The sequence below is a fragment of the Colwellia sp. MB02u-14 genome (genome assembly GCF_014076915.1).
Classification (GTDB): Bacteria; Pseudomonadota; Gammaproteobacteria; order Enterobacterales; family Alteromonadaceae; genus Colwellia_A.
The window spans coordinates 283,457-307,764 of sequence record NZ_JACGUX010000062.1; the positions used below are offsets into that span (position 1 = coordinate 283,457).

Here is a 24,308-nt window from a genome sequence, read left to right on the forward strand (position 1 = left end):
GCTCTTCAAAATAAACACATTATTCAATTATTAACTATACTCGTACTAGAAGGGTTAATAAATAATTGGTGCATTATGTGGCAATGTATTGAGCAAGCAATCACAGCTAAAACGGGCGAAAAGTTTACTGTTAAAAATAAGCGCCTTATATCAACGAGTGAAAGCAACTTAGCTTTCCAATTAAGTGATGAACATCATAACTACTTCGTCAAAATTAAAGACAAAAATCACTTTAATTATTTTGAATCAGAAGCTTACGCCCTTAATCAAATAGATTCTCTAAAACAAGTTACCTGCCCTAAAGTCATAACGTTAGGAAACACACGCAATAAAAGCTTTATAGTGCTTAATTACATTCCGTTTGCAAAAGCGACTGAAAAACACTGGCATCATTTTGGTGCTAAATTAGCGATGATGCACAAATGTTCGTCTCATGGAAAGTTTGGCTGGCAACACGACAATTATATTGGCGACACCTTACAACCTAATAACTGGAGAAGTAATTGGAAAACATTCTTTGCTGAGCAACGTGTCGCGTGGCAGTTGCAATTACTGAGTGAAAAATCAATAAAACTAGGGGATATTGATCACATTGCTAACATCTGTCATGACAGATTAAATCACCACGATGTTAAACCTTGTCTTGTTCATGGTGATTTGTGGCTAGGAAACCTAGGATTTACTGACTCTGCTTCAGTGATATATGATCCCGCCTGTTATTACGGTGACCGCGAAGTAGACATCGCTATGACTGAGCTTTTTGGCCAACTACCTTACGATTTTTATCAAGGTTACCAAGATGTTTTCCCCCTTGATAAAGGCTACGAACAACGCAAACTTATTTATAACTTTTATCATATTCTCAATCACGCTAATTTATACGGTGGCATATATATTGACCAATCAAGGGCATTATTGTCGCGTATTTTATCATTACATTGATTTAAAAATAATAGTTAAAGAACACAACACGTTAAATAATTTATACCCGTTTATTCTTAATTTAGTTAGCGGTTTTTACGAATGTAAGCATACTTAAGCATTAGTAACAAAACCGTCTAGGAGGCAACATGTCCCAGGAATCAAACTTAAAAGTAACAAAAGACAAACGTATTAGCTGCCCTCATTGTGGTCATCATATGCACTTAACTTTAGATGCCTCAGCCGGCGATCAAGATTATTACGAAGAATGCCCGTCTTGTTGTCGAGATATTCATTTAAATATGCACATTGATGAATACCGCCAAAAAATTCAATTGGTCATTGATAGTGACGACGAACAAGTGTTCTAGTTAGACCATAGATGTCGGTATCCTTTTTCTTTGTTTTACTTGTAAATTAACAAGACAAGCATTGCACAACTGCTTTAAACCTATATCATTCTTATACTGCTCATTTTTACGCTTAAAATGATGATTTTATAAGTATCCTTTCCCAATGAATATTACTGATTTTAGAAAAAACACCAAAAGCCTAATGAAACTGGCTTATCCTATTTTGATCGCTCAACTCGTACAAACACTCATGGGATTTGCAGATACTGTGATGGCCGGTAGAGTGAGTGCGACAGACATGGCGGCCGTAACTGTTGCCAGCAGTATTTGGCTCCCTTTAATATTAACTATATATGGTTTGGTCATGGCACTTGCTGCCATAGTATCGCAACTTGCTGGAGCAAAAAAATTCCATTACGTTGCCAGGGCGACATATCAAACCGCATGGATAGCATTAACCTTAGGTATTTTATTAATCGCTTTATATTATGTGATCACCCCTTTAGTTATTGAACAAATACCATTAGAGGCACATTTAAAACAATTAATGTTTGATTACTTAGGTTACATCGTTTGGGGTGGACCAGGTTTTTGTTTATATCTTGTATTAAGAAATTATTCTGAAGGCTTATCGCATACCAAGCCAACAATGATTATCAGTATCATTGGCTTATTAATTAATATTCCTGCCAACTATATTTTTATCTATGGTGAATTTGGTATGCCTGCTTTAGGAGGTGCTGGTTGCGGTATTGCCACTGCAATTGTTTACTGGGTTATGTTTATCTCAATGTTTATATATTGTTATGTATCGAAAAAATTAAAGCATGCCTCCTTGTTTGAACGTTTTTACTGGCCGAATTGGCAAGAAATTAAAGAAATATTGGCAATCGGTTTTCCTATTGCAATGTCATTACTCTTTGAGGTCAGTTTATTTGCTGCGGTGGCTATTATTCTAGTACCCTTTGGCGCAGAGGTTGTGGCTAGCCATCAAATAGCCATTAACTTCTCTGGCTTAGTCTTTATGGTGCCATTGAGTTTAGCCATCGCCGTGACCATACAAGTAGGATTTGCTGTTGGTAAGAATGAGTTAGCTAAAGCCAAAGAAATATGTCATTACTCACTGATATTGTCACTTATTATTGCCGTTGGTACAGCGCTACTAACGATTACTTTACGTTATCCCATCGCAGAAATTTATACACTTGACAAAAAAGTGATTGAGTTAGCTGCGAGCTTAATGTTCTTGGCTTCTTTATTTCAGTTCTCTGATGCAATACAAGTTATTTCTGCTGGTGCATTACGTGGATATAAAGATACCAAGTCTATCCTGTATATTACTTTCTTCTCCTATTGGATTATTGGCTTAACTTTAGGTCTGATCTTAGGATTAACCAACTGGATAATTGACCCTATTGGCCCTTATGGTTTTTGGATAGGTATTATTTTTGGGTTAACCACCGCTGCCGTTTTATTAGCATGGCGATTAACTATCATTCAAAAAAGACTCGAAGTGGCGCATTAATAAGCAAAAAGTGAATTATTTAAATTGAAAAGAACAAAACTACTTGCAACTAAGATTTCATATCGATAATATGACGCCCGTTGGTTAAAGCAGCTAACGATTGCTCGCTTAGCTCAGTTGGTTAGAGTACTTGCATGACATGCAAGGTGTCACTGGTTCGAGTCCAGTAGCGAGCACCAAATTAGGGTTCAATAACCCACTAAAAGAACCCGTAAAGCCCATAACCAAAGGTTTTACGGGTTTTTTTATGTCTCAAGCTATTTCATAGCGTTCTTTGAAATCCACGCTTTTTAGTAGTACTTTTAGGAGTACCAGACAAATCTATCAAGTTGCGGTACTCCAAAATGGCAAAATTAACAAAACCACTAACCAACACAGAAGTTAAACAAGCTAAACCAAAAGAAAAACTATATAAGCTTAGTGATGGCGGTGGTTTATTATTAAGAGTAAAACCCAACGGCTTTAAGACTTGGATATTTGATGACTATAAACCCCACACAAAATCCCGTACCAGCATTGGTTTTGGTTCATATCCTGAAACGTAATTATCTGAAGCAAGAAAAAAGCGCGTAGCCGCACGTGAGCTTTTAGCCAAAGGTATTGCTCCTAAAGAATACAAAGATGACCAGCACAGAGAGCAATTGCTTTTAGCTAGCCATACGTTAAAGAGTGTTGCGACAGATTGGTTTGACATCAAGAAGACTACATTGCAGAAAATACCGCTAAAAGCCTATGGCGTAAGTTTGAAAATCATGTTTTTCCTAAGCTAGGCCACAGACCAATTGATAAAATTTTAGCGCCTGAAGCTATTGAAGTATTAAAGCCATTAGCGGATAAAGGTAACTTAGAAACTACAGGGAAGATCATCGGTCATTTAAACAATGTAATGACTCATGCGGTTAATACGGGGATATTACACCATAACCCTTTATCATGTATTCGTAGCGCGTTTCAAACGGCTAAAGCTACTAATATGGCAACCATTCGCCCACATGAATTAGGTAAGCTAATGAAGGACATCAGTTACGCCAGCATTAAGCTAGTCACCCGATGTTTAATTGAGTGGCAACTTCACACAATGACTCGCCCCAGCGAAAGCGCTAAGGCCGAGTGGTCAGAAATAGATTTAGAGAATAAATTGTGGGTCATTCCTGCCGAACGTATGAAAATGCGCTTAGAGCACAAAGTACCGTTATCACCACAAGCCATTAAAATATTAGCGTGCTTAAAACCGTTCAGCGGTGACAGAACACACCTATTCCCTTCTTATATTAACCATCACAAGCATTGTAACGTTGAATCAGCTAATAAAGCATTGAGTCGTATGGGTTATAAAAATAGGCTCGTTGCCCATGGCTTACGGGCATTAGCGAGTACAACCTTAAACGAACAAGGCCATGATCCAGACGTTATAGAAGCCGCCCTTGCTCATGTTGATAAAAATGAAGTGCGCCGCGCATATAGCCGCGCGGAATATCTTGAACGTAGGCGGGTGTTAATGTGTTGGTAGTCGCAGCATATTGAAAATTCGGCAACGGGTAAGTTATCAATAGTAAGTAATATCAAACAAATAAATACGATGTAAAGTCATCAGTTTTGAAACTTTTTATGATCATGTATAGACTCTAAATGCCCAAACACGACATTTAGCAGTGAAATAAAAGCACAGATTTGGATTACTTTTTGTATTGGTAACGCCTAACTAATGAGTGAGTCGAATACCAGCTGGCGATTTTCTCAGCAAATTTTATAACAGCTTTGTGAATCCCAATTTAGTTACATGTTAAGAAGACTGTTCTAATTTATTTAGCATAAATTCATATAACTTCTTTTCTGGTCGACCCGTTTCTATTCGATAAATCGCTATGGACTCAACATGCATATAGGATTCGAAATCTAGATCAGACAATAAACCGAGTGACACATTTAGGCTTTCATAGCTAGAATCTTTATATGCTAACGAGGATTTTGCAACCCAGTTTTGATCCACCTCATTACATAATTGACATAAGATATCTTGTTGAAGCGATGTTATGTTTGGACAAATATTCCATCTTATATGTATAACAGGTGTGTCCCTTACAAATATCCCTATGCCATTTCCTTTAATTTGACATCGTGGGTGTTCTGAAGCTAGCTCATTCAGTATATTCCTTAATTGGCTTAACCGATCAAATGAAACACCACTGAGTAACATGAAATGGGGGCATGGAGAGTTGTCCGAAATAAATGAAATACTCTGTTTATCCTTTAGCCTTTTCCATGCCTCTAATGCATTTGTTTTCATAGTGCTATTTAATTCAACAATTACAGCAAGAAGTTTCATGAAAGTATCCTAACAATTATGGAACTTCTCACTAATGTCCGTCCCATAAGTTTTATTTAATTAGTATCAATTAACCTATAAAATTTTAGCCATATATTTTCTAATACATTATTTCTATCGTTTAATTAGTAACAGGCAAACTTAACTTTTTTACTTGTTTAGCAACTGTAAAAAAAGAAAGCCGATTTTCATCATGTTACTGCCAAACAAAGTTTTTGATAAGACTTATGAGGATTAAGAAGAAAACCCTCTCCCACTAAAGAAATCATTCGTTCTACTGAAACTTGTGTGTTATCAATTTTCAACAGCATTCTTTCAGGCATATTTGCTTTTAATATATCTGAACAATACTTTTTAAAGAAAAATTGATCAAACTCACCATTGTTTATCAGTCGTAGTAACCCTACTCTAATACGGTCTGCTATCTCGGGGAATAATGGTGAAACATAAAAATAAGTAGCTAACGGAATTTCTAATAAAATATGGTCATCAACTACGAAATCAGGATATAAAGCTAAATGGCTTTCAACCTCTTGGTAGGCTTCGTTAATGCCTCTGCCAAAAGTAATAAAACGCTGCATTGATAACATACTAAATAACGACTCATAACGATTTGCCGTCACAACAAAAAAATCAGCCTGCTCCATCACAAGTCTAGTTGACCATTCACTTCCAGACCCTGTAGACAAAGCAGTTAATGATTGTAAACTATCAACATGGGCAAGCTTTTCACGGTTTTTATCTTTAATAATAAAAACTCTAAAGCCTTGAATACCTTTTCTAATTGGAATAGGTACAGCAATTAAATTACTATCCCACTCCTGTTGAGGAGCTTCAGCAACAACATTAAGTAACTTACCCTTTTTCAATTCATGAAAAATTCGGCTTCTAGTCATATTCATTTCTGTTGTTTTAATTTGGGCATTAGCATATTCAGGAGTTGCTTTAAAAATCAATTCCATTAGTTCATACGTATATGTATATCGTGGGTCAAAAGCTGAAAGAGGCTTGTTAAAAACAACATCTTGACTGGCATGAGTAAGGGTTGGTAAACATAACAAAATCAACAATAAGCCCAATTTATTAACCATATTCATTCCTTTATTTCGTAAAATTTATTATTGAATTTAAGTAACATGCATGTTTTTTCTTAATATCTAAAGTATATCTTACTTCATAATTTAGGTGTTTACTCCTATTCATCAAAACTCGCCTTAATCTTTTGTCTAAGGCATAGGCGGGTGCTTTACTGCCATTTATGTATGCAAGCGTTTTCTATTCATTCTCTGGATTAGTCAATAGTTTTTGACGGAATTCAATAACAGTAACTACGGTACTTACGGCTTAATATCCGGAGCTAGGCCTTTGGGTGTCAATAAATGACTCTATTTACACTGAACATAATTTTTACGATAATAATGGTCGCGCAAATTCTGTCAGTACATATATGCTGGTAAGAGATACAGTGCATGTAGTGTCAGAACCATCAACACTTGCCATTTTTGCATTATAAATTATGGGTTTAGCATCACATTGATTTAAGAAAACCCTAAATCTCTTTTTTATTCAATTAGTGGTAGTTTGTTGTTGGGGCAGAGAAGGAATACTGTTAAGTTGTTTGTTGGTTAATGACTTTACAACAAAGCAGTAAAACAAAAATAAAATATTTTTAATTAAAAAATGGTTTAAAACATTAATAGAGTCTAGTGGCAGCAACAAACTCAGCTTCATGAAAGATCTATAAAGCCTGAATAAACAAGCTTTATGAATCTTTATGTCCACGCCTTCAATAACGTAACATCGACACTTTTTAGTCGCACCAGACACATCCACTAAGTTGCGGTACTCCAAAATAGCCAAATTAACAAAACGACTAACCAACACATAGGTTGGAGAAGCTTTATAAGCTTGCAGACGGTAACGGCCAGATAAGGCCCAATTAAGACCTGTGAGACTATATCAAGGATAGTTTTACGGAGTTATTATGAGATAACATTTTTAATACTACCTTTTGAAATTCACAGTAAATTGAAATTTTTACCATTAAATATCACCATTTATTTTAAATTACCGTAAAGTATTAACGAAAAACTAACGTGAAATAGGCTTTCTTTTCGATCGCTTTAACGATGGTTCAGTAACCGTTTCTGATGATATAACCCGTGCTTTACTTTTAGCTCTTTTTTTCTTTTTTGAATTTTTACTCGCTGACACTACGGTACTAATAAATTCTGCTGATTTTTTGGTTGGGTTATAAGCGACCTCAATAATTTTACCATTACATTCGATAATATCGCCAGGGCTAATTTTCTTACGCTTTTGAATGGTAACTTCATTATTGACTAAAACATGACCTTCACTGATCATGGTTTTAGCTTCGCCACCAACAACCATCTTGGCAATTTTGAGTAATTTACAAAGTTCTATAGGTTTAACACAAATGTCGATAATTGTGTGTTCTGACATGATATACGCCTAATAATGTTAAATAATAAGATTATTTGAATTCTAACATATATAACGGTTATTGAATGAAACTTATATTAAGGATAATTCATAATGCTGGGCTAACCTGTACGTTAAATACGTGATGTAGGAATACCTAAAATGTAAGCTAACTACCTTTATTCTAAATTTTCTAAGAAATGCAATGATAAATTGTGGATATTCATTAACAGCAATCATCTTAAAGTTTCTGACAAGCTCTGATGCTCGATCTAAATTACTAGCACCTTTACAGCAATACCAATGGGGTATTAATTTCGTAAGCAGTAACGCCAACTATGTTAGCCAATGCAGTCAGTTCCTCAAATTCAACCGGTTGGTCTTGTTTCACGTTAAAGACTCAAATACTACAACTAATTTTTTGTTTATTTGGGTTAACTCTAGAGTACGCTATTCTCTTTTTTTTCTAATTCATCTTGAATTTTATTCAGGACGTTCAGAAGTGCGTAACTATACCGTTTTTCATTAGCATTAGTGTGAGTGTGGTAGTTAAGTAGAATAATTTTTCAGTGTCTGCTAAAAGGGAGATTTAAATATATGGCTAACTTTTGACTAACTAAGATAAAAGCCGGTTTCTATTTGTTTAATTATCACACCAGCGATTCTGATCTATTGTAGTAAATAACAGCCATCACTAAAACTCAAAATAGTTATGAATTAATTATTCGTTTTCAACCATTGAATAATTTTTTCTTGTAACAAATTAGGGATAATAGGTTTAGAAATGTAGTCGTTCATACCTGAAGCTAAACATTTTTCTTTATCGCCTTTCATAGTGTTTGCTGTCATGGCAATAATAGGGATAGCCGAGAATAAGGCACTGTCCATATTTTTTCTAATATGTTCTGTTGCTTGATAACCGTCCATTTCTGGCATTTGACAATCCATCAGAATTAGCTGGTAAGGTTGCTCAAAATTTTGTTTCTCTAGAACTTCTATCGCATTTACACCATTGAAAGCAATATCAACAGAGTAACCAAGTTTTTTCAATATACCTACTGCAACTTGTTGATTGATTCTATTATCTTCAACTAACAATATCTTCGAAACAACGACCTGTTCTGCACTTTCCACCTTTACAATGCTATGTCTAGTTACCTGAGTAATTGCATTGTTTAATGTGGGTTCATTGCTAAGAATACTATTTATTGTCTTAAGTAATCCATTAACGACTACGGGTTTTACTAGGTAAGTTGAAAAACCTGATTTTGAAAAAAAATTAGCATCTCCAACCTGTCCCATTGAAGTAAGCATCACTAATTTAAGGTTATCAAGAGCCTTAATTTTTCTGATTTCAGCGCATAGCATGTCACCTGACATTATAGGCATTTGCATATCAATAATAACCATAGAAAAATAATCACTATCGTATTTTTTTAGTATTTTTAAAGCCTTACTGCCACTATTAGCTTGTACCACTGCAATATTAAAAAGATTTAGCTGTTTGCTAAGCATATCTAGGCTAGTCTGATTATCATCAGTGATTAAAATTTTTATTCCATTTAAATTAATATTTGGTTTATTACGTGGTTTTTCCGCGCTTGGTTTTAATTGAATTTTAACACTAAATTCACTCCCCTGACCAAGGACACTGCTAACGGTAATTCCCCCTCCCATTAATTGACACAATTGTTTTACGATAGATAATCCTAATCCTGTGCCACCATACTCTCGTGTTGTCGATACATCAACTTGAGTAAATGCATCAAAGAGTATTGAACACTTATCAGTAGGTATGCCTATACCCGTATCTATAACATTGATATTTAGGGTAATATCACCTGTTTCATTCAAAGTTGTTAGTGCTTTAACAATGATCTCACCGGCTGAGGTAAACTTAATTGCATTACCCACTAAGTTAGTAATGATTTGTCTTAACCTGCCAGGATCGCCAATAACCATTTGATGAGTAACACCGGTGACATCAAGAATAATTTCTAATTTTTTCTTTTTACTACTCATCGATAAAGACTGAATTAAATCGCCTAAATTTATTAAAAGGTCAAAGGTAATTAATTCAACTTCAAGTTTACCCGCTTCTATCTTTGAAAAATCTAAAATATCATTAAGAATATGAAGTAAAGTATCCGCACTTGATTGTGCTAAACGAGTAAAGTGAACCTGTTCTGGGGTTTGATGAGTTGTTGATAATAAATTCAACATACCCAAAACACCGTTCATGGGCGTTCTAATTTCATGACTCATGTTAGCCAAAAACTGTGACTTTGTTCTATTGGCTAATTCAGCCTTTAATTGTTGTTTCTTATTTTCATCGGCTAAACTTTTCAGCATCAATTCTTTTTTAACCGAACTAGAAACATCCTGGATAAGAATTTCACATAAGCGTTCATTGGGGAAAGTGTTGATGCTTTTAATCGATATTTGCTGTTGCACACGATAATCATTATCACCGACATGACTTTTGTGGAATAAAGCTAAAGGTTTAGGATTAAATGTATTAGAGAGTTTAGTGGGCAGCCCTAACGTTAACGCTTCACTACATGCATCACTTAAGCGAGAATCGTTATACCCCTCTAAAATATTACCAAGTTTACAACCAAAACCTTTATTATCAACTATAGCAGAATGATCTTTTATCCACCGATTATAAAAAACAATCTGATGATTTTCATCAATAATGATAATACCAAGAGAAAGATCATTGACGGAACTAAACAAAATATCTTTTGTTAAATTATTCATAACAGAGCTAAGCTTTATTATTTTTAGTAATGCCAAAGACAAATTTTCGCACCGATTCTTGAAAAATCTCTAACGAAGTAATATCCATAATGAAAGAGATAAAACCTTCGATATTATCATCGGGCAAAGTGAACTTAACTTTTATATATAAAGACCAATCATTTTCGCTGCTATAAACATAAACTTTGTTGATGTCTCCTTGTATAAACTCAGGCATTTCGATTTTAATTGAAGATTTAAGAAAATTTATTACTGTTCCAAAACAGGCGTTTAAAATAACATTACCTATTTCTACTAAAGAATCTTGCTCAAGATCAGACAAAGCCTCAGGTGGAAATTTATTACCAAGTAAAGTACTGACCAATTGCAAACCACTTTCTTTACTAAACATGAGTAAAGCTTGGCCTTTAAAATCACCTTCAAAACGTTGAATTACTGCACTAATTTCTGTATCACTAGTAAATTTTAATTTAGATTTTGCTATTTTGTTAGAGACAATTTCGACTTTTGGGATAGTTAAATCAACCGGTTGAGATACCATTTTATTAAGGGCGTTGGCCGCTCGACCAATACCGATATTAAATATCTCGGTGAGAGCATCGATTTCAAGTGGAGATAAATTATCCTTCATATTACTTCCTAACTCATTAAAAAATTGCTAATCAGTTCTTCGGTAATGGGTTTATTTAAAAAAACAACACCCACTTGTTCAGCCTGCTGCTTTATTTCATCTTGGATATTTGCGGTTAGCAAAGCTCGCTTAGGGATTGAAATTAGCTTCTCTAAAGCAGAAATCAATTCAAATCCTGTCATACCAGGCATATTATAATCAAAAATCGCAATATCAATTTTACTTTTTGCTGTTATTTGGCTCAAGCACTGCTCTCCGCCTCCAGCTTCAATGATATTGACCTCAGGTATATAAGACTTAACAATTTCTTTAAGCATCATTCGAGAAACAATACTGTCATCTACAATTAATACAATTTTACTCATTTAAATACCCAATTATTTTTAATCATGTTTCTCATAAAAGCATATAAACGAATGGGTTTATTAGCAAACTAATGTGTTGAAATATAATTAGTAATTTGAGACAGTCAAAATATCATATTTTAACTGTCTACATCCCTTCCTTTCAATTGAGTTCTTTTACGTTAGCGGCAAGATTTAAAGTGATATGTTTTTAAAGCGAAACGCGACAAATGACTGATGCTGATTTCTACTTATACCGCTACTCTTATGGCTATTAACTAATTGATTTCAGATTAAAACCTAAATATATACAACCAATAATCAATTAATAGCTTTGTTTTGCACTTTAATTAGCATCCGTAATAGTTAACTCGACAGCTCTTTATTCAAAATATTAACTATTTTTTCTCTAGAAGAGTCGCCATAGCCGACACTTTGATAGATGAGTTCACCGTTTTTACCAACAATGAATAAATGAGGTATTCCTTCAACACCAAATTTATTCCCCAAATTACCACGTTTATCATGTGTTAACGTTAATGCTAGTGCTGATAATTGCTTTTTGATACTTCGATATTGTTTCCTGCTTTCTTTGAAATTAACGGCGACCACTTGTATTTTATCTTTACCTAATGTTGTTTGAATTTCTTCTAAAATAGGAAGTTCTTTCAAACAAGGAGCACACCACGATGCCCAAAATGAGATAATAACAATTTTCCCTTTATTGTCGGCTAAATTAACTTTTACACCTTCTCTATTTTCACCGAGGTAATTAGGGGGAATATCCCCTATATTTAATTTTGACATCGCATGAGCATTAACTGCCACTAGAGCAAGTAGGAATATAAATAACCTTTTTCGATTGTTCAATATTATTGACTCCATTGAAGTTCCCTCTTTAAGGGCTAAATTACTGACTGTAAACAGGCTAGATAAAGCTACCTAACCGCTATATGTACTTCTATTTGCTCACCATTAGGATAAAACTCAAAGTCTGTTGAGTATTTTCTTTTATATTCAATTTGTTCTAATAGATAAACCATTAATGATTATTTCTGAAAAAAAGCTCAATTCCATTTTGTTACTCTTCACGTTATATTTCTTTTAAGTCACGGCCAATATCTATTGGCTTAAATTTAAACAGGGTATTAAGCGACATAATATTTAAAAACCACTTGCTTCTCATTAACATTAATATTACATAAAAAGTAACAATGATAAACGCAAAATTTTAATTATTTATCAAATTTTAGATTTTTAAAATGGCCTTTTAAAAGCCATAGAAAAAAATAACCCGTTATCAAGTCAAAAACTCAACCTTAATGGTGTATCATCTACAAATGATTCCGTACTCTCTCAAATAACCCTAGTGACTTCATGAATTATATTCCTTTAGATGACCTTAAAAATGCTTGGATCTTTAGACATAAGAGCTTGCCAATAAATGATAAAGATAAAGCAAAAATAAAACCGATGGCACAGGCTCGGGCACAAATTGTTTGGGATACCTTTATTAGCCGCCAAGTTGACCATCCTGACTTCTTTAAAAAAGGTGATTGGCCTTTTGAAGAAACCACATGGCAAAAAGCATTGGCGTGGGAAAGTATTTGGGACAGCGAACAGGCAGAATTACCAGAAGAAGTGATTGCTCATTTAGCATGGGACAACAACACTGTTGTTTATTTTTGTAGTGCTAGAAATAATGTTATTGAAACAACGTGGGCTGTTTTTCAACGTTGTTGGAAAAACTTTCTGTTCATGGATGATGGACCACTTCTCATCGGTAAAAAACGTAAAGAAGCGGTACAATTTTTATCTAACGGTCAATGTAAGCTGGGCCTAAAAAAGTAAATATACTATAAATTTAGGCTTAGCTCTTAACATCAATATGTTCAAGTTCGTTAATATCATCGTCACCTGATAATAAAATAGCAAACCAACGACCTTCTTCTGCGTTTTCTAAGCCAATTTTAATAATCATCGTTAATGGTACTGAAAGTAACATACCTACTGATCCGAGCAACCATCCCCAAAAAATGAGTGAAAGAAAGATAACCAAAGTTGACAAACCTAGTCCTTTTCCTAAGTAACGTGGTTCGACAATATTCCCCATGACCATATTAATGACGACATACCCAAGACCTATAAGACCTGCTTCAGGTAAGCTCAATTGCAACACTGCAAGCGACATAGCAGGAACTGCTGCGATAATAGAACCAATATTAGGAATGTAATTAAGCAGAAAAGCGAGCACTCCCCAAAGTAAGAAAAAGTCTAAACCAAAGGCCCATAGCATCAGCGAGACAATAATGCCCGTTGCAATACTGACTAAGGTTTTTATCGCTAAATAGTTATTGACGGAGGTAAGAAAACGGTCAATTTGTTTTAAACGCATTTCGGGATCAGCTAAAGCAAAATGTAATTTTTTAGGAATAGATGATGCTTCAAAAAGCATAAAAATAACGGTAATGATGATAAGAAATAAATTGGCCATCACGCTGCCTAATCCACTCAGCATATCTGCTGCTAGTCCCATGGCCGCTGCAGGGTCAAAATACTCCATGAGTAATGCCGGTGATATAATAATATTTTTATCGGCTAATTGTGCGGTTAACCAAACAAATTGCACATTTAATTGTTCGCGATATTCAGGTAGCTTTAAAGAAAGTTCCGTGAGCGACTTACCTACTAGCCCAGCGAGTGACAAAGCAATAATAACAAACAAGGCGATCACTAAAAGTACAGCAACAACTTTCGGTATTTTATAGCGACTTGCCCGCGCAATAAGCGGGTTACAAATAATAGCGATAAAAACAGAGAGTAAAAATGGTACTAAAATATTAGCGGCGGTTTTTATACCCGCAAAAACAACAAACAGTGCTGCTGTTACCACCAGCATTTTTACTGCGCCACCTGATTTTTCTATTAATCCCATAGTGTTAACTTTATCTTTTAAAAAACGTTACTGTGGTAACAACTATACCCGAAACTTAAATCTAGTGCTAATAAACTTAAGTTTCGGTCGAGACAAAACGAGTGTGTTTACATAGTACGGCGGATCAATGTCAAACTGGACAGGTTCAATAGTCGCCAACAACTTAGCATTCCCATGACACCAACAAACCCAGCGCCTGCCCCTATACCTATTAACCAGTAACTGAAGTGGAAACTCGGTGACATTTCAAATACTTGAGTTTGTAAGAAAAACACCGCTATTTCCATAGCGATACTTGCCATTAAACCGGCCACAGCACCAAGTGCAACAAACTCGAACAAAACACTATTACGCAGTAATGAACCTTTTGCACCTAATGTACGTAAAATTGCCAATTCTCGTTCTCGCTCTTCCATACTCGCTTGTACTTGTGCGATTAACACTAAGCTTCCCGCTAAAATAACTAACACTAAAATAAGCTCAATAGCGATAGAGACTTGTTCGATCATGCTCGTTAGCTGTTTCATAATCGCACCAAAGTCCATAATTGAAATGGTGGGGTATTCACTGAGAAAACGATAAACTTCATTTTTTTGTGGTTCTGCAATCATCCACGCCGAAATATAGGTGGTGTCGATATCAATAACAGCGGCTTCGTTAAAAATCATAATGAAATTTAACTGTCGACTTTTCCAATTAACATCACGAATACTGGTAACAGGCACAGAAAACTCGTCAGTGCCTATCGTAAAAGTCAGCTCATCACCGAGCTTAACATCTAAGCGCTCTGCCATCCCTTTTTCCATAGAAACTTGTGGCAAGGTATCAGCTTTTTGCCACCACTGCCCTTCCACAACTTCATTGGTCATCGGTAACTCTGCTTGCCATGTTAAGCTTAATTCTCGACCAGCACCTTTGCGTTCTTTCGGCTTTTCTTCATCACTTTCTTTCGCTTTACTTTCTTTTACTGTTGATGAATCCTTACTGCCTTCATCGTCAACACTCACTGTTTTCTCACCATTAATAGCTGACAAACGCCCTCTAAAAATAGGATAAAAACCTTGATTATCAAGACTTAATTCTTCAGAAAAGGCTTTAAGTGGAGCAACTTCTTCGTTCGCAATATTGAGTAAATAGTGATTAGGCGTGTTTTTAGGGAACTGTGCTTGCCATTCATCAATAATTGAACTTTTCATGACCGTAATTAACAGTAATAATTGAATAGCGATAGTAAAACTGACTAATTGCACACTGTTTTCATTGGCTCGACGCTTTAAGTTGGCTAAGGCTAAATGCCAAGCTTTACCCGCTTTAGCGCCTGCACTTCGCCCAGCGCCCATAATTAATCGCCCTAGGAGCAATAAAACACCTGAAACAAGTATGCCTCCAAGTAACAGTGACAGGCTCATTATTAGGTCTTGACTAAACAACATCAGTAACGCGAAAAGTGCCACTAGTGGAATAACTTGATGCCAACCAAAACGCGGTAAAACACTTTGACTAAAACCACGGATAACATCGAGTGGTTTTGTCGAAATTAATTCTGTGATCGGATGGATAGCAAAAGCAACTGCGCAAAGTAGCCCGGTAATAATTGCGGTTATAAAAGGTTTAAAGGTTAACTGACTCTCCTCTAATGACAGATAGCTCTCAATAGCGCTAACACCCGCCATCATCAGCACATAACCAACAATAAGTCCGACTATGATACTAACTAAGCTCAGTATCCCCCAATTAAGCATATATAATTTTTTAACATGTGACGTTGAAGCGCCTAACGCTTTAAAAACAGCAACCATAGGTTGATGGCGTTGTCCGTATCGTCTACTGGCGACTGCAACGGCGACTGCAGCGAGTACAATACCTAACATACTAGCGAGCGATAAAAATTTCTCTGAACTGTCTAAAACTTTTGATAAGCGATTCTTCGCTGATTTAGCATCATACCAATTTTGAGTTTCGTTAAGCTTTGGCTTTACCCAGGTTTCAAATGCTTCAACATCATCTCGTTCACCCGCAAACAGATATTGATAATAAACGCGACTTCCTGGTTTTATTAACTGGGTTTTTTCGATATCTTTAATATTAAAAAATATTGCAGGCCCAGCCACAAACATACGGTATGACCGATCGGGGATCTCAACAATAACCCCCGCAATAGTCAGTGGTAAAACACCCACTTCTATTGTGCCACCAATTTTAACGTCTAATCGACTGAGAATACTTTCTTCGACATAAGCCGTACCTTGCTTTGGCGCGCCAACAGACGTCGGTATGGCTTGATCTAACGACATTTTAACCAGAAATTGCCCCCGCAAAGGATACTTCTCAGAAATGACATCAAGTTCAGATAACAGCATGTTATCGCCTGAAAACACCATAGAGTCGAGTAATATCTTAGATGCCACATTGAGTGATAGACTGTCACTTTTATCTAAATATTCAGTGGGAATTTCTCTACTGGAGCCCAACACACGATCTGCCGCTATGGTATTAGCGCTGTTGGTGATAATGGCTTGTTTAATTTGTTCTGAAAAGCCCGTTAATGAAAACACCGTTCCTACAGCAAGTACAATCGCTAAAAATATAATGGTTAATTCGCCACGTCTAAATTCATGATGTAACAAGCGTAACGATTGTTTAACCCAAGTCTTTGATGGCTTTACGATTAATTCACTCATAGTTAGCCTACTTTCATGTTAGCTGAACGTTCATCTTCAGTGATGTTATTCAAATTAACTTCTTGTAAAACACCACTGTCCATTTCAACTTGACGTTGACAACGTTGCGCTAATTTTCGATCGTGGGTAACTAGCACTAAAGTGGTGCCGTGTTTCTCATTTAATTGAAATAATAGATCAGCAATGTGAATACCGGTTTTAGTATCTAAATTACCCGTGGGTTCATCAGCAAATAGTACATCTGGCTTAGTAATAAAAGCGCGAGCTATAGCGACTCTCTGCTGTTCACCACCTGATAATTGTGACGGGTAGTGCTCTGCACGTTCCCCTAATCCAACAGATGCCAGTAATTCAAGCCCAAGCTCTTTCGCATCAGGTAAATTGGCAAGCTCTGCAGGTAACATGACATTTTCAAGTGCAGTTAAACTGCTAATTAATAAGAATTGTTGAAAGATAAATCCAACATGATCCGCGCGCACTTGGCTACGTTGCTCTTCATTAAACTGGTGTAATGGGTGGTTTTTAAGATAAACTTCACCTGATGTAGGTAAATCTAAGCCCGCTAAGATAGATAACAACGTTGTTTTACCGGAGCCTGATGAACCTACTATCGCTAAAGTTTCGCCTGTATTCACTGTTAAATGAACAGGTTGAAGTAGCTCAAGGGTTTTCTCTTCTAACTGCACAGATTTAGTTAACGCACTTACTTTTAATATGGCTTCGGAATTTGACTTCATGAATAAACATCCCATTTATATTTTATTTTTTAGCTTAATAGCTTTAGCTTCAACATCTTTTTTGGCATTGGCTAACCTTCCAGCCAAGCATTCTATTTTACTACTAGGTGATAGTGTTAGTGCAAGCTATGGAATGAAACAAAACCAAGGCTGGGTTCACCTGTTAAATGAACAATTAACTACGCAAAAAAGCGCTTATAAGATCACAAACGCTAGCATTAGTGGTGAGACTACAACAGGCGGTTTAGCAAGGTTACCGGGGATATTGGCCAAAGAAAAGGTTGACCATTTAGTGATAGAGCTTGGTGGCAATGATGGTCTTAGAGGGTATTCGCCAAAGAAAATAAAAAATAATTTGTTACAAATGATAAAGCTCGCTCAAGATAAAAATATTCCAATAACCCTATATCAAATAAAAATCACTCCAAATTATGGACCCCGATATAACAAAATGTTTGAACAAGTTTTTATGGATGTGGCCGCTGAAACTAACAGTAACTTATTACCTTTTTTTGTTGAGCCTCTAATAACTGACCCAAGCTTAATGCAAGAAGATGGCATTCACCCTAGTATTAAAGCTCAGCCTATTATTGCTGAGTTTGTCGCTAATCAGTTTCAACAAATCATGGCAAAATAAAATGGACTTTATTTGGATTTTATTTGCCTTTGGTTGTGGTATCACAGCAAAGTCATTTTCTCTTCCCCCTTCAATTGGCTATTTATTTGCTGGGTTTTTATTGAATTTCTTAGGCTTCCAAGCAGACGAAAGTATAAATACCCTAGCAAACCTAGGCATAACATTAATGTTATTTACTATTGGTTTAAAACTTAATGTTAAAGATTTATTAAAAAAAGAAGTTTGGTTAGGGAGTTTGTCTCATAGTGTTACTTGGATATTGTTAGGCGCCCTCATACTAAAGTTATTCGCGCTTGCCGCCATTGGTTATTTTACAGATTTATCTTTTTACACCATTGGCTTAATTATTTTTGCCTTAAGTTTTAGTAGTACAGTTTGTGTGGTTAAACTGATGGAAGATCATGGTGAAATGCGAACTCGCCATGGCAAATTAGCAGTAGGGATTTTAGTAATACAAGATATTGTTGCTGTAATTTTCTTAGTCGTAGCTACGGGTAAATCACCCACCTTATGGGCTTTATTACTGTTGAGTGCTTTTTTCATAAAACCGCTCATAAATAAACTTATTGACCAAGTAGGTCATGGTGAGCTTATACCGCTTACTGGCTTCTTTTTAGCTTTTGGTGCTTATGAACTTTTTGAATTAGTGAGTATTAAAGGCGATTTAGGTGCGCTTCTCGTTGGTATGTATTTAGCTTCGCACAGTAAAGCGAGCGAAATTAATAAGTCATTGATGGGCTTTAAAGACCTCTTTTTGATTGGTTTTTTCTTATCTATTGGCTTTACCGCATTACCCACTTTGGAAATGCTTGCTATGGCGAGTCTACTCACCCTTCTTATTCCAATAAAGTTTTGTTTGTTCTTTTTTCTCTTCACACAGTTCAAATTACGTGGCAGAACCTCTTATTTAACCGCGCTAGCGTTAAGTAACTTTAGTGAATTTGGTTTGATCATCGCTTCGCTATCAACAAAGAATAACTGGTTAAGTAATGATTGGCTGGTTATTTTATCATTAGCAGTGTCTTTATCGTTCATTATCACTAATATCATTTACAATTTTGCTCATCAAATTTTTACGCGACATAAATCACTTATTTGTAAATACGAAAGAAAAAGTAAACTTAGTGAAGATAATTTCATACAACCTTGTGACGCCCCCATTGTTGTTATTGGTATGGGGCGTGTCGGTATGGGCGCGTATAAAGCTTTAGATAACCAGGCCAATGGTCAAGTATGGGGATTAGATGCAGACCAAGGTAAAATAGCTTGGTTAAATAACAACGACATACAAGCTTTTTGTGGTGACGCTGAAAACATTGATTTTTGGGAGAACATAAAGATAGATAAATTGGAATTGATCTTACTCGCTCTCCCAAAAATTCAAGACATAAAAAATATAACCCTACAACTAAGGTACGCAAATTATCAAGGAAAAATAGCGGCTATCGCTCGTTTTGACGATGAGCGACAAGAAATTGAAACCTATGGCGTAGATAAAGTGTTTAACTTCTATACCGAAGCCGGTGTTGGTTTTGCTGAAGAAAGTTTAGCGATGATGAAACCCTCTATTAACGATGATAATGATTTATATCAAGTGAAGTAATTAATAGTTACATATTCCAGTAGCTCGATATTAATGGGCGTGGCATTAGACTTTCGTTTGGTACTATTTTGGAAAGCTTATGGGTAAACGGATAATATTAAAAAATTAAAGGTGTATACATCTGCATGCACGCAGAAGCTCAAACGACTCAGAAGGCAAAGCAAAAGATCAACGATGCATTGAGTCACTTTAGTTGTTTTAAGCTCGCTAATCCATGACTAAGTTGCTAATAGCTTATTTCAATGGCAAGAATCTAACAAACAACTCAAGTAACTTAGCATCAGTCGTGATTTATTCTTATATAAGAACCAGCCCCTACAACAAGAAAACGCCCATTAAACACCAGGGGTTATGCTGACTTTTTATCAAATTTTAGGCATAAAAAAACCGACAATAAGTCGGTTTCTCTATTACTTATATCACTGATTATTGAGTAAATATATCAGATAACAAATAAGTGGCATCCCTAAGGGGATTCGAACCCCTGTTACCGCCGTGAAAGGGCGGTGTCCTAGGCCTCTAGACGATAGGGACACTAAAACTATTAAGTAAAAAACATTAAATAACAATGTCTAGTTACTTTAGAAAAGCATCAAACAAGATTTTCATCTTGCTTTTATGATTGAATTAACTATTCAACCAAAGGAAACAACAAGACCTAGTTTGTTATACCCTTTTACTTACTTTTTAACATTTCATTAATGAAATGTTATGAATAAGTGGCATCCCTAAGGGGATTCGAACCCCTGTTACCGCCGTGAAAGGGCGGTGTCCTAGGCCTCTAGACGATAGGGACACTAAAACTATTAAATAGGCAAACATTGAACTAACAATGTGCAGCTACTTTAGAAAAGTATCAGACAAGATTCACATCTTGTTTTTATGGTCGAATACAAATATTCATCCAAAGGAGATAACAAGACCTAGTTTGTTATACCCTATTTACTTATTTTAGCGACTTTCAATAAAGAAGACAAAAAAATAAGTGGCATCCCTAAGGGGATTCGAACCCCTGTTACCGCCGTGAAAGGGCGGTGTCCTAGGCCTCTAGACGATAGGGACACAAATACTATCGTGAAAAGTAAACTTTTCTATTTTAAGTGATTAAAACTTAAAACCAATATTGCTCAAATAAAAACATCTTATCTAATCAACTTTAAACTTGGTGGAGCTATGCGGGATCGAACCGCAGACCTCTTCGCTGCCAGCGAAGCGCTCTCCCAGCTGAGCTATAGCCCCGCTATAAATATATAACATGGCCTAATATGCTATAAATTCATTGCCAAACAAATGATTAATCACTCGTTGAAAGCGAGGCGCATTCTAAGCACCCGCCCCAAAACTGTCAACTCTTATTTTAGATAAAAAGGTATTTTTTTCAAAGTTTCTTGCCAAGTGTTTACTTAAGCGCCAAGTTGATTATTTTTTGTTTAAATCAGTCGTTTATCCATGTCTACTTTTTAATAACGCTTTTATTTATTCTCTCTTCCCCGATGTTACTAATGTTAAAGGGTATTTATTTACAATGGTGAGTTTCTCATACTCTTTTTGAATAAACAGGTTAGGCAAGATCAAGGTTTATGGTTTATTTATGACAAAATAGGAGGTAAAGTTGTACTAAGATCTGATAATAAGAATTATTCATGCAATTCGAAAAGCTAAATGTTGTAGCAATAGGTGGAGGGCACGGCTTAGGTCGTGTGTTATCTACCCTCTCTTTTTTAAAAAAACAGTTAACCGGTATCGTTACTACAACAGATAATGGAGGCTCTACAGGTCGATTGCGCAAGCGAACGAGTTCTATTGCTTGGGGTGATTTAAGAAATTGCTTAACATTACTCGTTGATGAGGATTCTATTGGCAGTCAGTTATTTAATTTTAGATTTGATGGCCAAGATGAACTTGGTGGCCATAACTTAGGTAACCTTATCTTATATGCGCTTGTTCAATTGCAGTCTCGACCACTTGATTCAATAAAGCTTGTTAGACGTTTATTGGGCGTTAGAACTCCCTTATATCCAATGTCTGAGACACCAACCGACTTAATGGCTTTTTACCCAAAGGGTCGCTGTAAAGTGGGTGAGTTATCTGTTGATAAAATGCCGATAATGCCCGAAAAATTATTATTAGCCCCTTTAGTTAAAACGTTACCCTTGTGTATTGAATCAATCAGATCTGCTGATTTAATTATATTAGGTCCAGGAAGCTTTCTTACCAGCGTTATTCCGCCGTTATTAGTGAGAGATATCACTAAAGCAATTCAAGCGAGTTCTGCTCATTGTGTGTTTATTGATAATTTAGGCCCCGAAGATAGCCCCGCAGCGGCGCTTTCTTTAGATGAAAAACTTAACTGGATAAAAGAAAATATTGGATGTTTGCCCATTGATAGCGTTATTAGTCACGATGAAACCGTCACATCAGAAATTCTACCTATCATTCACTGTAACCTATCAAATAGTTCAGGGAGTCTCTACCATGATAAAGAGAAACTGTTGAATGCATTGAAACTTTGTGTAAGTCATATTGATAAGCAACAAATTATCTCCGCATAACTTTTATAGCAAATAAAAAAACCGTAAAATGATTCGCTCATTTTACAGTTTTTAGTTTTTAGTTTTTAGTTTTTAGACGAATCGTCTTGACTAATACGGCTAGCAACAGCGCCGGTTTGATTTTTATATTTTGCATCTTCACGTTTATTATAGGGACGTAAGGCCCTCGAAGACATCGTTTCAAAATTAAGTGCTGCTATTTTCATTTTAGGACGAAGTGCTAAAGGAAGCTTACCACTGTTATAAAATTCTAAAACAATCTGCCCTGACCAACCTGGATCGATTCGATGCGCAGTTACATGCACCATTAAGCCCAAACGTGCTAATGATGAACGACCATCCAACCAACCGACAATATTGTCTGGTAAAGTGACCGATTCATAAGTAACCGCTAATGCTAATTCACCTGGGTGTAAAAAGAAAGCCTCACCATCAGCGATAACAATTTCATCACTCATCACTGAGTCCATCGCTTTTTGCATTTCAGCTTTTGGACCACTTAAATCAATATAAGGTGCGGTATGATCTTGAAAAACGCGAAATTCATTACCTAAACGAATATCAACACTTACCCCTGAAATCATACTGCTATCGGGTGCAGGTGAGATAATAATTTCACCTCTTTCAAGCGATGTTTCTATGTCTTTGTCGGACAATCTCATGTTAGTTCTTCTTACGTTAATGCTTTAAGGTTAGGGGATTAGCGATAAACGCTAATCTTCAATCAATATACTCGCAGTATTAGGACTGCGTGAGTCCAGCTGCAAATATAACTGAGCGGCAATATTTCGCGCTATCTTACGGTATTGCTGACTAATGTTACTAGTACTATCTGCTAATATCGGCGAAACACCATTATCTGCATCAGAGCGAATACTCACATCAAGCGGTAACTGTCCTAGTAATTGTGTGCCATATTTATCAGCAACACGTTTTCCGCCTCCCTCACCAAATAAGTGTGAATGATGGCCACAGTTTTCGCATTGGTGATAACTCATATTTTCAATAATACCTAAAACAGGTACTTTTACTTGCTCAAACATTGCAATGCCCTTTATTGCATCAGCCAGTGCTATATCTTGTGGTGTTGTTACAACAACTGAAGCCGCAACAGGCACCTGTTGTGATAACGTTAATTGAATATCACCGGTCCCTGGTGGCATATCAACAATTAAATAATCAATGCCTTGCCAATCGGTTTCATTAAGTAGTTGGCTAAAAGCTCGACTTGCCATAGGCCCACGCCAAACTGTTGCATCATTTTCATCGACTAAAAAGCCAAGAGACATTGCACTTAAGCCATTAGCATCTATGGGTGTTAATAACTTACCATCGACGGAACTGGGTTTTTTACCTTTCATACCTAATAATGTAGGGACTGAAGGTCCATATATATCTGCATCTAAAATAGCAACTGAACTTCCTTCAGCTATTAAAGCGTAGGCAACATTTACAGCTGTCGTTGACTTGCCTACCCCCCCTTTACCAGAAGCGATAGCAATAATATTTTTAATACCGGTAATTTCATGAATACGTACTGCATGCACATCAAAACTAATATCAAATCTCACGGTTTGTTGGAGTTGCTTTGTTAGCAGTTCACTTAATAATTCAATCTCACCCATACATGGAAAGGGTAATGTTAATTTAATAACGACATTTTTTTTCTCTAAGGTGATTTCAGGACAAATATCTGGAAATAAAATCCCTTTGGGGAAATTTTCACTACGATAACTATGTAAAGTATCAAGAAGCGCTTGTTTCGTATCACTTGAGAGTGTTTTTGAGGAAAATATCTTTGAGAACATTTTAAAAGGCACTTTATCGCGTTTAGGCAATAATTATTAATGAAAAG

The 24,308-nt window shown here is 36.0% G+C and carries 19 protein-coding genes, 5 tRNA genes and 1 pseudogene; 9 read left to right on the top strand and 16 right to left on the bottom strand.

Going from position 1 to position 24,308, the window contains the following annotated elements; translation table 11 throughout:
* Positions 1–75: 75 nt before the first annotated feature.
* From H4J52_RS06120 to H4J52_RS06140, 5 genes and pseudogenes are all read left to right on the top strand, one after another.
* Complete coding sequence (locus H4J52_RS06120; RefSeq protein WP_182179918.1) at positions 76–942, top strand: fructosamine kinase family protein; 867 nt, start codon at positions 76–78, stop codon at positions 940–942.
* Positions 943–1,070: 128 nt separating this feature from the next.
* On the top strand, positions 1,071–1,292 hold the full coding sequence (locus H4J52_RS06125) for a CPXCG motif-containing cysteine-rich protein (RefSeq protein ID WP_182179916.1): 222 nt from the start codon (positions 1,071–1,073) through the stop codon (positions 1,290–1,292).
* Positions 1,293–1,437: 145 nt separating this feature from the next.
* Positions 1,438–2,799 (top strand): MATE family efflux transporter, encoded by a 1,362-nt coding sequence (locus H4J52_RS06130; RefSeq protein ID WP_182224375.1) that lies wholly within the window; start codon positions 1,438–1,440, stop codon positions 2,797–2,799.
* A gap of 102 nt (positions 2,800–2,901) precedes the next feature.
* Positions 2,902–2,978 (top strand) — tRNA-Val (locus H4J52_RS06135).
* A gap of 165 nt (positions 2,979–3,143) precedes the next feature.
* Positions 3,144–4,384 (top strand): annotated as a pseudogene (locus H4J52_RS06140) (tyrosine-type recombinase/integrase).
* 198 nt (positions 4,385–4,582) lie between these two features.
* Here the strand turns inward: H4J52_RS06140 and H4J52_RS06145 are convergent.
* From H4J52_RS06145 to H4J52_RS06175, 7 genes are all read right to left on the bottom strand, one after another.
* Complete coding sequence (locus H4J52_RS06145) at positions 4,583–5,125, bottom strand: hypothetical protein (RefSeq protein WP_182224376.1); 543 nt, start codon at positions 5,123–5,125, stop codon at positions 4,583–4,585.
* A 191-nt stretch (positions 5,126–5,316) separates the two neighbouring features.
* Positions 5,317–6,216 (bottom strand): hypothetical protein, encoded by a 900-nt coding sequence (locus tag H4J52_RS06150; RefSeq protein WP_182179910.1) that lies wholly within the window; start codon positions 6,214–6,216, stop codon positions 5,317–5,319.
* 1,000 nt (positions 6,217–7,216) lie between these two features.
* Positions 7,217–7,591 carry an RNA-binding S4 domain-containing protein gene (locus tag H4J52_RS06155; protein WP_182179908.1) on the bottom strand — a complete coding sequence of 125 codons (375 nt, stop codon included), beginning with the start codon at positions 7,589–7,591 and terminating at the stop codon, positions 7,217–7,219.
* Positions 7,592–8,287: 696 nt separating this feature from the next.
* The gene (locus tag H4J52_RS06160) at positions 8,288–10,333 is read right to left on the bottom strand and encodes a response regulator (RefSeq protein ID WP_182179906.1); all 2,046 of its coding nucleotides are present in this window, start codon (positions 10,331–10,333) and stop codon (positions 8,288–8,290) included.
* 7 nt (positions 10,334–10,340) lie between these two features.
* Positions 10,341–10,964, bottom strand: a complete 624-nt coding sequence (locus H4J52_RS06165) for a chemotaxis protein CheX (RefSeq protein ID WP_182179904.1) — start codon at positions 10,962–10,964, stop codon at positions 10,341–10,343.
* Positions 10,965–10,972: 8 nt separating this feature from the next.
* Positions 10,973–11,329, bottom strand: coding sequence for a response regulator (locus H4J52_RS06170; protein WP_182179902.1), 357 nt, complete (start codon positions 11,327–11,329; stop codon positions 10,973–10,975).
* 345 nt (positions 11,330–11,674) lie between these two features.
* Positions 11,675–12,193 carry a TlpA disulfide reductase family protein gene (locus H4J52_RS06175; protein WP_182179900.1) on the bottom strand — a complete coding sequence of 173 codons (519 nt, stop codon included), beginning with the start codon at positions 12,191–12,193 and terminating at the stop codon, positions 11,675–11,677.
* Positions 12,194–12,685: 492 nt separating this feature from the next.
* Between H4J52_RS06175 and H4J52_RS06180 the strand changes: the two genes are divergently transcribed.
* Positions 12,686–13,159, top strand: coding sequence for a DUF2947 domain-containing protein (locus H4J52_RS06180; RefSeq protein WP_182179898.1), 474 nt, complete (start codon positions 12,686–12,688; stop codon positions 13,157–13,159).
* Between the two features lie 19 nt (positions 13,160–13,178).
* Here the strand turns inward: H4J52_RS06180 and H4J52_RS06185 are convergent, their stop codons facing one another.
* The 3 genes from H4J52_RS06185 to H4J52_RS06195 all read right to left on the bottom strand — a co-directional run bounded on the left by H4J52_RS06185 (position 13,179) and on the right by H4J52_RS06195 (position 17,661).
* Positions 13,179–14,243, bottom strand: a complete 1,065-nt coding sequence (locus H4J52_RS06185) for an AI-2E family transporter (protein ID WP_182179896.1) — start codon at positions 14,241–14,243, stop codon at positions 13,179–13,181.
* 107 nt (positions 14,244–14,350) lie between these two features.
* Positions 14,351–16,924 carry an ABC transporter permease gene (locus H4J52_RS06190; protein WP_182179894.1) on the bottom strand — a complete coding sequence of 858 codons (2,574 nt, stop codon included), beginning with the start codon at positions 16,922–16,924 and terminating at the stop codon, positions 14,351–14,353.
* Positions 16,925–16,926: 2 nt separating this feature from the next.
* Positions 16,927–17,661 carry an ABC transporter ATP-binding protein gene (locus tag H4J52_RS06195; RefSeq protein WP_182179892.1) on the bottom strand — a complete coding sequence of 245 codons (735 nt, stop codon included), beginning with the start codon at positions 17,659–17,661 and terminating at the stop codon, positions 16,927–16,929.
* Between H4J52_RS06195 and H4J52_RS06200 the strand changes: the two genes are divergently transcribed.
* Positions 17,660–18,298, top strand: a complete 639-nt coding sequence (locus H4J52_RS06200) for an arylesterase (RefSeq protein ID WP_182179890.1) — start codon at positions 17,660–17,662, stop codon at positions 18,296–18,298. The two genes, H4J52_RS06195 and H4J52_RS06200, sit on opposite strands and share 2 nt — an antisense overlap.
* 1 nt (position 18,299) lies before the next feature.
* The gene (locus tag H4J52_RS06205) at positions 18,300–19,901 is read left to right on the top strand and encodes a cation:proton antiporter family protein (RefSeq protein WP_182179888.1); all 1,602 of its coding nucleotides are present in this window, start codon (positions 18,300–18,302) and stop codon (positions 19,899–19,901) included.
* Positions 19,902–20,359: 458 nt separating this feature from the next.
* Here the strand turns inward: H4J52_RS06205 and H4J52_RS06210 are convergent.
* The 4 genes from H4J52_RS06210 to H4J52_RS06225 form a co-directional block, all read right to left on the bottom strand.
* Positions 20,360–20,435: transfer RNA gene (locus tag H4J52_RS06210), tRNA-Glu, on the bottom strand.
* Between the two features lie 186 nt (positions 20,436–20,621).
* A tRNA-Glu gene (locus tag H4J52_RS06215) sits at positions 20,622–20,697 on the bottom strand.
* 190 nt (positions 20,698–20,887) lie between these two features.
* Positions 20,888–20,963: transfer RNA gene (locus H4J52_RS06220), tRNA-Glu, on the bottom strand.
* A 101-nt stretch (positions 20,964–21,064) separates the two neighbouring features.
* A tRNA-Ala gene (locus H4J52_RS06225) sits at positions 21,065–21,140 on the bottom strand.
* Between the two features lie 404 nt (positions 21,141–21,544).
* On the opposite strand from H4J52_RS06225, the gene yvcK reads away from it, so the two are divergent.
* Entirely contained in the window at positions 21,545–22,453 is a 909-nt protein-coding gene (yvcK, locus tag H4J52_RS06230) for a uridine diphosphate-N-acetylglucosamine-binding protein YvcK (protein ID WP_182224377.1), read from the top strand.
* Positions 22,454–22,518: 65 nt separating this feature from the next.
* Here the strand turns inward: yvcK and dcd are convergent, their stop codons facing one another.
* Positions 22,519–23,115, bottom strand: a complete 597-nt coding sequence (gene dcd, locus H4J52_RS06235) for a dCTP deaminase (protein ID WP_182179884.1) — start codon at positions 23,113–23,115, stop codon at positions 22,519–22,521.
* Positions 23,116–23,166: 51 nt separating this feature from the next.
* Entirely contained in the window at positions 23,167–24,261 is a 1,095-nt protein-coding gene (gene apbC, locus H4J52_RS06240; protein ID WP_182179882.1) for an iron-sulfur cluster carrier protein ApbC, read from the bottom strand.
* Between the last annotated feature and the right edge of the window lie 47 nt (positions 24,262–24,308).